10 protein-coding genes are annotated in these 10,799 nt (G+C 53.5%); 8 read left to right on the top strand and 2 right to left on the bottom strand.

The window, feature by feature from the left end; all coding sequences use genetic code 11:
* The first annotated feature begins 248 nt into the window (after positions 1-248).
* Positions 249-659 (top strand): hypothetical protein, encoded by a 411-nt coding sequence (locus QQL62_RS06180; protein ID WP_284377026.1) that lies wholly within the window; start codon positions 249-251, stop codon positions 657-659.
* A gap of 71 nt (positions 660-730) precedes the next feature.
* Positions 731-1,879, top strand: a complete 1,149-nt coding sequence (locus QQL62_RS06175; protein WP_431355750.1) for an aminodeoxychorismate synthase component I — start codon at positions 731-733, stop codon at positions 1,877-1,879.
* Here QQL62_RS06175 and QQL62_RS06170 read toward each other — a convergent pair.
* A complete protein-coding gene (locus tag QQL62_RS06170; protein ID WP_284377024.1) occupies positions 1,876-3,090 on the bottom strand; it encodes a Hint domain-containing protein in 1,215 nt (404 codons plus the stop codon). The genes QQL62_RS06175 and QQL62_RS06170 overlap by 4 nt on opposite strands.
* Positions 3,091-3,274: 184 nt before the next feature.
* On the opposite strand from QQL62_RS06170, the gene aspS reads away from it, so the two are divergent.
* From aspS to QQL62_RS06140, 6 genes are all read left to right on the top strand, one after another.
* On the top strand, positions 3,275-5,056 hold the full coding sequence (aspS, locus tag QQL62_RS06165; protein ID WP_284377023.1) for an aspartate--tRNA ligase: 1,782 nt from the start codon (positions 3,275-3,277) through the stop codon (positions 5,054-5,056).
* 187 nt (positions 5,057-5,243) lie between these two features.
* Positions 5,244-6,608: a DUF1800 domain-containing protein gene (locus tag QQL62_RS06160; protein WP_284377022.1), complete on the top strand. Its 1,365-nt coding sequence runs from the start codon at positions 5,244-5,246 to the stop codon at positions 6,606-6,608.
* 3 nt (positions 6,609-6,611) lie between these two features.
* The gene (locus tag QQL62_RS06155) at positions 6,612-7,829 is read left to right on the top strand and encodes a DUF1501 domain-containing protein (RefSeq protein WP_284377021.1); all 1,218 of its coding nucleotides are present in this window, start codon (positions 6,612-6,614) and stop codon (positions 7,827-7,829) included.
* 97 nt (positions 7,830-7,926) lie between these two features.
* Entirely contained in the window at positions 7,927-8,883 is a 957-nt protein-coding gene (locus QQL62_RS06150) for a hypothetical protein (RefSeq protein ID WP_284377020.1), read from the top strand.
* Positions 8,884-8,973: 90 nt separating this feature from the next.
* Positions 8,974-9,669 carry a GNAT family N-acetyltransferase gene (locus QQL62_RS06145; protein ID WP_284377019.1) on the top strand — a complete coding sequence of 232 codons (696 nt, stop codon included), beginning with the start codon at positions 8,974-8,976 and terminating at the stop codon, positions 9,667-9,669.
* Positions 9,669-10,355: an EI24 domain-containing protein gene (locus QQL62_RS06140; RefSeq protein WP_284377198.1), complete on the top strand. Its 687-nt coding sequence runs from the start codon at positions 9,669-9,671 to the stop codon at positions 10,353-10,355. The genes QQL62_RS06145 and QQL62_RS06140 overlap by 1 nt, the downstream gene beginning before the upstream one ends.
* A gap of 52 nt (positions 10,356-10,407) precedes the next feature.
* Here QQL62_RS06140 and QQL62_RS06135 read toward each other — a convergent pair whose 3' ends face one another.
* Positions 10,408-10,773 carry a hypothetical protein gene (locus QQL62_RS06135; protein WP_284377018.1) on the bottom strand — a complete coding sequence of 122 codons (366 nt, stop codon included), beginning with the start codon at positions 10,771-10,773 and terminating at the stop codon, positions 10,408-10,410.
* Positions 10,774-10,799 lie beyond the last annotated feature (26 nt).

Here is a 10,799-nt window from a genome sequence, read left to right as displayed (position 1 = left end):
TGCGTGTAATGATTTGAGTGGGTTGGCGCAAGGGGGGTTTGGGGTATATCCCGAAAATTAGCGGAGTTTTGGGCGGTAGAATTGATTTTGGATCGGATACCGATGAAATTTGGAAATCTGCGGCTGAATTTTGGGGAGCTGCGTCGCGTCAATACAATGTTCAGATTTCGCGGCCTTAAATCATTGACTTCTGAAGTGCCATCTATAGAAGAATAGAGAAAAATAAATATTACTTTAAGGGAAAAATTTTGAAACAAACAATTACGACGGCCCTATTGGCCGCGATCGTTACCCTTGGCCCAGTTGCCGCCTCTGCAAAAATTCTGGATTGTAAGATTACAAAACTAGATCGCTCTGGTGGTTACATTCCGACCCGAATTGTCGTGGATTATAATTTAGATGACGATAATATCAAAGTCCTGCATCCATCTGCATCTGCGAATGGAAAAATCGCAAACACCGGTGTTGTTGATGCGGTCAATGACAAACGTATGACTGTTGTTTTCGGCCTTAAGGGCGCGAACAGTTCATCACGCCAATACGCCAATTTTCAGTATCGATTAACTTGGCTGAAAAAGAATAACAAAGCGATCGTATCGGCCATACCACTGGGGTACTTAAATGCATTTAAGGGCTCTGGAAAATGCACAACGCGCTAAAATATATTCTATAATTTAATGTGGCGCTTCGGGGTGTTCGGGATTAAATAACAGAACAGACAACCAAGGGCATTTCTGTGAACGACCCCTACATTCTTATTGAACATGGCCCAGATCAGCGGGCGCAGGCCTTCTGCGCCCCATCTGAATTGATCTGTGCATGGGATATAGAGGATGTATCAACAGCCTTTGGCGCATTGGAACGTGCGCGCGCACAGGGCAAATGGCTGGCAGGTTTTACCAGCTATGAGTTGGGTTATGCATTAGAAGAGAAGCTTCACGCGCTGATGCCAGCAAGGCGCCGCGCGCCGCTTATGTGTTTTGGCGTGTTTGACGCACCCGACCCTCTGGCCGCAGAGGCTATGCTGGCACAGGGCCAATCACTGGCCGCCGGCGCGGAGCTAAGCGCACCAAAACCCACATGGTCAGAGGCCGAATACGCATCCGCCTTCGATCAGGTCGCAGGTTATATTCGCGCGGGCGATTTTTACCAGACCAACCTGACATTTCCGATGCAGGCGCACTATTCTGGAACACCGCTAGGGCTTTATGCCAAATTATGGGCTAAACAGGCGGTGGGGTATGGGGCCTTGGTCAACTTGGGGCAGGGGCCGATTTTACTGTCGCGTTCGCCTGAATTGTTTTTTCAGGTGGATCAAAACAGAATGATTGAAACCCGCCCGATGAAGGGCACTATGCCACGCGGAGCCACCGCCGATGAAGACGCCGCCAACAAGGCGTTTTTGGCACGTGACACCAAAAACCGCGCCGAGAATTTGATGATTGTTGACCTGTTGCGGAATGATATATCGCGGGTGGCTGAGCTGGGATCGGTGAATGTGCCCGAATTGTTCACTGTGGAAACATATGCCACGGTGCATCAGATGACCTCGCTGGTGCGGGCGCGGCTGAAACAAGCACTATCCCTCGATGATCTGTTCAAGGCGCTGTTCCCCTGTGGGTCTATCACGGGGGCGCCAAAAATCCGGGCCATGCAGGTGATCCGCGACCTAGAGGATCAGGCGCGCGATGCCTATTGCGGTTCTATCGGGTGGATCGCCCCAGATGGGCGCATGTGTTTTAATGTGGCAATTCGCACTCTGAAATTGTTTGAGGATAAGAGTGTGCAGTTAAACGTAGGTGGTGGCGTGGTGTATGACAGTACCGCCGCCTCGGAATACCAAGAGGCGCTGTTGAAATCCGCCTATGCGCGCCTTTAGGTGTTGGGCGAGATCAGCGAAGCCTCAAAGGGGCGCAGGCAAAGGCGCGCCGCAGGGCCAAAGCCATCTGGCGCTACCCGCAATTCAGGGAACAGCTCTAATATCTCGCTGCGCGCTGCAGCTTCCATGCTGAATAGCGCATGATCAGCGGGAAAAAAACTCTCTGATACACAGCCATTGGCATATAGTAGCTCGTGCTGATCAAATAGAATATGAATGTACTCCACATCCGCTGCAGGCTCTTGGACAATGCTCTGGCCATTCACCAACCCCTTAGCGGCGGCCAACACCTCGCCCGTACCAAACAATAGCTGAGCCTGTACGCCGCGCATGAGCATACGGTGCTGGGGAGATACGGTGATGTCGCGGCTGGGGCAGTTTTCGCCCAAGGCGTGCTTGCGCAGGGTGATTGGTGTTAAATGCGGGTGCTGATGCAGGAACTTCCCCTTTAGCAAGCGCCGGCCGATCCAGCGGATATGCTGTACGCCATTATCATGGGTGATGACCTGATCCCCTACACATAAATCTTCGATCTTGCGGTTCCCATGAGGGGTACGGATCAGGGTGCCCTTGGTAAAGCAAATAACCGTAGGTAGATTAACGTCAAAACCCGAACCATTGGGATTGTTATTGCCACCACCATTGCCCAACGACCAGTTATCGGTATCAGAGATCGCTGCGATCAGCTCTGCTGGGGTAACAGGATCAGGTAAATCCACATCACCTGTGAATTCCATGTAATCATTGTCACCGTCGATAATCACGGCACCCGTGCTTTCGGTTAGGCCTGTGCCCGAAAGATCTGGTGACTGGATGTGGTTATTATTGTCCTCGTTGCCGATCACACCGACGAAATTATCTGGAATCAAATCGCCATTTCCATCCACCGTGCCCTGCACGATCCACAACATCTCGTTAGAGCCAGCCAAACTGCCACCACCGCCCAGATAGTTAAACGTGCCGCCCGCATCTATGGTGGCGGATCCGGGGCTAGTGGCCATATCGATGGTGATCACAGTTCCTGCAGGAATACCCCCCGCCGGAACGACCCATTCCATCAATTGCTCATTCCCTACAAATTCGGTGCCATCCCATTCGTTATCGGTAAAATAGATAACCTCGCCTGCGGCGATATGGGTGGTGGCCAACATGGCCGCATCGTTATTGTCGGAATCAAATCCGACGAACATCAAATCACCGGGGGCTAGCATCTGTGGCTCCGTTTGTGTTGCTATGGGTATTATCTAGGGTGCGGTTTCCAATTTTAAAGAGATTGCCCCGTGATTATCGCGCCAATGTATGCCCCCATGGGCCCATGCACTATCGCGCTCTTGACAATTGGTGATGAAACGAGTGTATCGAACACTGAAAATTAATCCATATGGGGCACCCAAAATGCAAGGATATCGCAGTCATAAATGTTCGGAACTGACCGCCGCAAACGTGGGCGAAACCGTTCGCTTATCTGGTTGGGTGCACCGCGTGCGCGATCACGGGGGCATTTTGTTCATCGATTTGCGTGATCACTATGGCATTACACAGGTTTTAGCAGACCCAGACAGCGCAGCCTTTGCTGAATTGGAAACGGTGCGCTCGGAATGGTGTATTCGCATTGATGGCGAGGTAAAGGCCCGTGCCCCCGAATTGGTAAACCCGAAATTGCCTACAGGTGAGATCGAGATTTTTATCCGTGATATGGAGGTTCTGGGCGCCTCTGCCGAACTGCCGCTTCAGGTCTTTGACGAGCCGGATTTCCCAGAGGAAACCCGCCTGAAATACCGTTTCTTGGATCTGCGCCGCGAAACATTGCACAACAATATCATCCTGCGCTCTAATGTGGTGAAATCCATCCGCAACCGCATGGGCGATCAGGGGTTTAATGAATTCCAAACCCCGATCATTACCGCCAGCTCGCCCGAAGGCGCGCGCGACTTCTTGGTGCCATCGCGCCAACATCCGGGTAAATTCTATGCCCTGCCACAGGCACCACAGCAGTTTAAGCAAATGATCATGGTTGCGGGTTTTGATAAATACTTCCAGATCGCCCCGTGTTTCCGCGACGAGGACCCGCGCGCAGATCGCTCGCCCACTGATTTTTATCAGCTGGATTTGGAAATGTCTTTTGTGGAACAACAAGATGTCTTTGATACGATCGAACCCGTGCTAAAGGGCCTGTTCGAAGAATTCGGCAACGGGCGACCCGTATCCCAAGACTGGCCGCAAATTTCGTATAAAGATGCGGCATTGTGGTATGGCACAGACAAGCCTGACTTACGTAACCCGATTAAGATGCAGGTGGTGTCCGAGCACTTTGCTGGCTCTGGGTTCAAAATTTTTGCATCCCTTTTGGAAAACGAAGGCACCGAAATTCGCGCCATTCCAGCCCCCAAGGGCGGGTCGCGCAAATTCTGTGACCGTATGAACAAATTCGCCCAAGGTGAGGGCCTACCGGGCATGGGGTATATCTTCTGGCGTGACCAAGGCGAGGGCCTAGAAGCCGCGGGCCCATTGGCCAAGAACATCGGCCCCGAGCGCACCGAGGCGATCCGCCAGCAGTTGGGCCTAGAGGTCGGCGATGCCGCATTTTTCCTTGGTGGTAAACCTGCTGCATTTGAATCCGTTGCAGGGCGTGCGCGCACCGTGATCGGCGAAGAGCTGGAGCTGACCAACAAAGACAGCTTTGAATTCGCATGGATTGTTGATTTCCCAATGTATGAACGCGACGAAGAAACCGGCCGCGTTGATTTCAGCCACAATCCATTTTCTATGCCCCAAGGGGGCATCGAGGCCTTGGATGCAGAAGATCCTGAAACCATCCTTGGCTACCAATATGATTTGGCCTGTAATGGCTACGAGCTGATCTCTGGCGCGATCCGTAACCACAAGCCAGAAATCATGTACAAAGCCTTTGAATTGGCAGGCTATCCGAACGAAGAGGTGAACAAGCGCTTTGGTGGTATGGTCAACGCCTTTACCTACGGTGCGCCACCCCACGGTGGCTGCGCGGCGGGGATCGATCGCATCGTGATGTTGCTTGCAAACGAAGATAATATTCGCCAAGTGATCATGTTCCCGATGAACCAACGTGCCGAGGATCTGATGTTGAACGGGCCATCCGACCCAACCAACGAACAATTGCGCGAGCTGGGCCTACGGGTCATCCCGCAAGAAGATTAAAAATTATGGATACCGCGGCCCCCGCGGTATCCTCTATGCCGGCCATGATCTGGCTCTTGTGCTGACATCTCCACCCATCATCTGAGTTTTATATACACGCTTTGGCGTACAGCCGCGTTGCTTTTTGCATATTAAAACGACAGAAATATATTTGCGACACGTATAGAGGATATATAGGGAGGTCAAAGTGGCACATTCACCAGAAACGATATCGGCCTTTCGCTATGGTTTTGGCCTTGGGCAACACCAACCCACCGCTACCCCAGAGAACCTGATTGCACAGCTACACGCCGCGGATACAATCACGCAGGCCTACCCCACCTTTGGCTTTGATGCGGCGGTGGCACAGTTTAGCGAATTTGCGCGCCTGACAAAGGCAGAAAAATCAGGCGATGCACAGGCAGGACAGCAACGACAACAGGCCCGCAAGGATATGCGAAAAATCCAAGAGGATGCTCTGCGGCATGTGTTTTTTCGGGCGATGTATTCCCCCAATCAGTTCCGAGAGCGCTTGGTGCATTTTTGGCTGAATCATTTTACCGTATCGGCGAAAAATGCACGCCTTAGCCTCTTGGTTATCCCTTTTGTGGAAGAGGCCATTCGTCCCCATATTGCCAGTAATTTCACTACATTGCTTACACAGGCCACCCTGCATCCGGCTATGTTGGATTACCTTGACCAAAGCGCCTCGATCGGCCCCAACAGTATCGCAGGCAGGCGTCGCGATCGCGGGCTGAATGAAAACCTTGCGCGTGAATTATTGGAATTACATACGCTAGGGGTGAATGGCGCCTACACCCAAACGGATGTACGCCAACTGGCCGAATTGCTAACTGGCCTGCGTACCGGACGCCAAGGCATGATATACCAGCGCCAGTGGGCAGAGCCGGGAACCGAGCAGATTCTCGGCAAAACCTACGGCGGCGACCGCCCGCAACTGGCGCATATTCATGAGTTTTTGGATGATCTGGCGCGGCGCGCGGATACTGCCACGCATATCACGCGTAAATTGGCGGTGCATTTCTTCTCGGATAACCCACCACAGGATTTGCTGGCGCATATGGCCAGCACCTACCGTGTCAGTGGCGGCGATTTGATGCAAGTTTACGGGGCAATGTTGACAAACAAACACAGCTTCTCGGCGATTGGTGCCAAGGTTCGCACCCCATTCGAATATGTAGTATCGGGCCTGCGCGCCCTTGGAATTACATCAACCGAGGCAGAAAATTACAGCTCTAGGCATTTTCGACGTGATATCACCCTGCCCATGCGCCTGATGGGGCAGGTGATGTTTCGCCCCGCAGGCCCAGATGGCTGGCCCGAGGATGCCAGTGCATGGATCACCCCATCAAATCTGGCGGGCCGGTTGCAATGGGCCATGCAAATCACCCGCGCAACAGGGCGTAGCCAATCGCTTGACCCACGCCTGTTCCTGACCCAAGCCTTGGGTGATCTGGCCAGCAAACAAACCCGTTTTGCGGCCAGCAATGCCGCCAACCGTCAAGAGGCGTTGGCGCTGATCCTTGCCTCACCAGAATTCAACCGGAGATAACCCATGTCAAGTTCACGCCGCCGCTTTCTCTTGAACACAATGGCGTTGGGATGCTCTGCTGCCGCCAACCCGTTGATCACACCCGTTACCTATGCCGCAACCCCATCGAACAACCGGCTGGTGGTGATTATCCTGCGCGGGGGCATGGATGGGCTGGATGTGGTGCGCCCAGTTGGGGATCAAAATTTCGCTACCTACCGTACGGATATGGCAACTGGTGCGCATGATTTAAACGGCATGTTTGCCTTGCACCCTGCACTGGGTGATTTGATGCCTATGTGGCGCATGGGCGAGCTGGGTTTTGCGCATGCGGTCTCGACCCCTTACCGCGATAAGCGCAGCCATTTTGATGGCCAAGATTTACTAGAGGCAGGATATGCCAGCATCGCGCAGAAACAGGCCGCAACGGGTACAACGGGCTGGCTAAATCGTATGCTGACGCTGTTGCCCAATGTCCACGCCGAAACCGCCTTTGCGGTGGGGCAGGACGATCTGATATTGCTGAGCGGTGATGCTCCGCATTCCAGCTGGTCTCCGGGGCGTAGCCTGCCTTTGTCTGTACAGGGGCAGAATTTCCTCGAGCGCATGTATGAAAATGACCCGCTGTTTCATGCATCGGCCCAAACCGCCATCACCCTCAGCGCCGAAACATTGGGCGGGGAAGTCGCAGAAGGCGAGGATATGATGGCGCAGATGGCCGATAACCTAAAGGCCGCGCGCAATGCAGATCGTGCACAGGCGCTGGCCCGCTTTACCGCCGAGCAAATGCACCAAGATACCCGCATCGCGGCCTTTTCTATCGGCGGCTGGGATACCCATCGCAATCAGCCAAATTCTATGCGCAACGCGCTACAACAGCTAAGCACCGCCCTACGCACCCTAAAAACCGATCTTGGACCAATATGGGGTAAAACGGCGGTGTTGTGTATGACCGAGTTTGGTCGAACCGTGCGCCAAAACGGTACCCAAGGCACAGATCATGGCACCGGGGGGGCGTTGCTCTATGCTGGGGGGGCGGTGCGCGGGAAACAGGTGCTGGGCCGCTGGCCTGGACTGGCGGATCATCAGCTGTACCAACAACGTGATTTGATGCCAACCGCAGATGTGCGCGGGTTGGCGGCCTCGGCCATGCAGGGGCTATTTGGGCATTCAACATCAGATCTGGAGCGGGTAGTTTTCCCTAATCTTGATATGACCGATGCGGCCAAATTTATCCTCTAGGTGACGTAAATCCCGCAATGATGTGACTTTCTATACTTAATGATTGGATCGATTTATTAATATTATTACCATTATTAATGTAAATGGGAGTAATTTTATGACTAGGAAGTACTTTTTAACAGATGGCGAGGCCGATCTAGGCCCCTTTGATGCGGATCAAATCAGCACCATGTCAGCGGCGGCTGATACCAGCATAAAAGAAGAGGGCAGCGAGGTCTGGCAACAATTGTGCGATGTGGCGGAATTGGCCGACCCGATTGCGGGGCGAATTGATCAAGAGGCCCGCGATTTTGCAGCCGCCGTCGCCGCAGAACCCGAGGGTGAAATGGCTGCGCAGGGCGGCGAAATGGGCGCGCAGGGCGCCATGCACTGGGGGCCGGTCAAGGCCGATGCTTGCAATGGCGGCAAGCGCCAGTATTCCGCGATATTGTGGGATATCCCGTGGGGGCATGATTGGGAGAAGGCTTGCTTCTCGCATCCAAACACCATCAATGGCCATTACTTCGCCCGCCCGCACCGCTGTAAGAATAGCGGCACGCATATGTGGGGTGAATGGGATGTGCCAGACCCCAGCTGTGGGAACGCCTGCGCGGCCAACGCCGTGGTGTTTTTAAAACCAGAGGTCCCGTTTAATTTCGGGCATGTGGGATGGGGCATTAAAATCGCCAGCAATCAGTGGCTGTTTGGCGCAACCGAGCTGTTTGGCAAGGTGGGCGTTAAGCCCGGGGATGATAACGGTGTATTCACCAAGGTTGGAACCAAGGAGCAAATGTTTGCCCGCTTCAGCTCTGGGTACAAGTATCATAAGTACAAACCCCTAACATGTGGCAATCCCAACCCTAATGCGGGTAGGCGCATGGCGGAACATGTGAAAACCGTTGGCTATGATTTCCTACAAAGCAACTGTATGCACCACACAATCATGGTCATAAATGCCTTTGCTCAGACCGCAATTGTGCCTGTGCCGGTGGCCTCTACCCCGCATATGTGGGCGCCAAACTGGTGGTTCCGCAATATCCCCGGGCCAGAAGTTTCTACCAGCGACCCGTTCTAGGTTAGCGCTATGCTTGGCCGTAATTTACAACGGCCAAGCTTGACGTTAGATTTTGCATGGTTACCTATGGGGTAAACACTGGATAGACCCATGACTGATCACCCTCTTGCAAATTGGACGCCACCTCCCGCGCCAGATGCCCAGACACTTACGGGGCAATATGTCCAATTGGAACGCCTGTGCGCCGATCAACACGGCGCAGATTTACACAGCGCTAATTCCAGCGACCCCCAGCATTGGTTTTATCTGCCCTATGGGCCCTTCCCCTCGCTGGCAGGTTACCATCGCTGGATCAAAGAGACCGCCGCAGAGGATCCCTATTTCTATGCCATTCGTGATTTATCTACCCAGCTCCCCGCAGGGGTCGCCGCCTTTATGCGCATTAAGCTAAGCGCCGGATCTATCCAGGTGGGGCATGTGAATTTCACACCAGCCCTTCAGCGTAAGGTTGGGGCAACAGAGGCGATCTATCTGATGATGAAATGGGCGTTTGAGTCCGGCTATCGTCGCTTTGAATGGAAATGTGATGCGGCCAATATCCCATCGCGACGCGCAGCACAGCGTCTGGGGTTTTCCTATGAGGGGCTTTTCCGCCAAGCATCGGTGGTAAAGGGGCGCAACCGCGATACCGCATGGTTTGCCTGTATCGATGCGGAATGGCCCGCCCTACAATCCGCATATCAAACATGGCTGTCGCCCCGCAATTTTGATGCGCATGGCCAGCAGATTGAAAGACTGGGCGATCTGACCCAATTGGTGCGCGCCGCCAACGACCCAGAATTATGATTTTAACGGATTTCACCAAGGCCCTGTTGCAAATCGCGGACAGACGATTTCTGCGCGTTCTTTTGACCGGCGTGGGTTTGACAATTGCGCTCTTGGCGGCTCTTACTCTGGGGGTACAATTTCTCCTGCCCGATAGCATTTCTCTGCCGTGGATCGGCGAGATCGAGTGGCTTGGCGCGGTGCTGTCTGGGGTTTTGTTGCTGTCTATGCTGGTCGGTTCAATTTTTCTGATGGTGCCGGTTGCCAGCCTGTTTACGGGGCTATTTCTTGACCAGATCGCCGATGCGGTGGAACAGAAACACTATCCGCATCTGCCAGATTCCCCTCGGGCCAGTTTGAGGGTCAGTATGGCCGAGGCCCTGCGATTTTTTGGCCTATTGGTGCTGATAAACCTGTTGGCGCTGGTGGTGTATCTGTTGTTTACGGTGCTGGGGCCGGTGCTATTCTGGGCGGTAAACGGGTTCTTGCTGGGGCGAGAGTATTTTCAGCTGGTCGCGCTACGCTTTATACCCGCGGCTGATGCGCTGGCCCTGCGGCGCAAGCATGGCCTGCAAATATTCATCGCAGGATTTCTTATGGCGGTGCCGCTGTCGATCCCGCTGATCAATCTGCTGATCCCGGTGCTGGGGGTTGCAACATTTACCCACATATTCCATCGCCTAAATGGATCAAACATACCCCGCTAACGAAAAAGGCGCACCCCATGGCGCGCCTTTAAATCTGAAATCTGTGCCTGAATTAATCCTTGCGGAAAAACGGTTTGTCTTTTTTATCAAAGTCACGCTTGGGGCCACGATCATTGCCGCCCTTGAAACCGCCACGATCACCGCCGCGTCCACCACGGTCGCCGCCCTTAAAGCCACCACGATCACCACCGCGATCACCGCCCTTAAAGCCGCCGCGATCACCACCGCGTCCACCACCACCGGGTGCGGTATCGGATGCTTCCCATTTACGCAGGATGCTCATATCGAATGTATCACGGTGAATGATACCTTCGTTGCACCACACACAGCTTACCTTTGTGCTTTGAATGCTTTCCACAACAAAACGTGGAGAGCCAGATACCAATACAACAATGTCGCCTTCTGAAAGTGCGGCCATAACGATTTTCCTTTGCTAGATTACCG

This window comes from Amylibacter marinus, from assembly GCF_030160015.1.
GTDB lineage: Bacteria > Pseudomonadota > Alphaproteobacteria > Rhodobacterales > Rhodobacteraceae > Amylibacter > Amylibacter marinus.
This window is presented reverse-complemented; position numbering and strand designations above follow the sequence as displayed.

Excerpts from the sequence above, each read along its gene's own strand:
- QQL62_RS06135 (WP_284377018.1), bottom strand. The coding sequence starts at position 10,773 with ATGGCCGCACTTTCAGAAGGCGACATTGTTGTATTGGTATCTGGCTCT.
- QQL62_RS06150 (WP_284377020.1), top strand. The coding sequence starts at position 7,927 with ATGACTAGGAAGTACTTTTTAACAGATGGCGAGGCCGATCTAGGCCCC.
- QQL62_RS06145 (WP_284377019.1), top strand. The coding sequence starts at position 8,974 with ATGACTGATCACCCTCTTGCAAATTGGACGCCACCTCCCGCGCCAGAT.
- QQL62_RS06155 (WP_284377021.1), top strand. The coding sequence starts at position 6,612 with ATGTCAAGTTCACGCCGCCGCTTTCTCTTGAACACAATGGCGTTGGGA.
- aspS (WP_284377023.1), top strand. The coding sequence starts at position 3,275 with ATGCAAGGATATCGCAGTCATAAATGTTCGGAACTGACCGCCGCAAAC.
- QQL62_RS06170 (WP_284377024.1), bottom strand. The coding sequence starts at position 3,090 with ATGCTAGCCCCCGGTGATTTGATGTTCGTCGGATTTGATTCCGACAAT.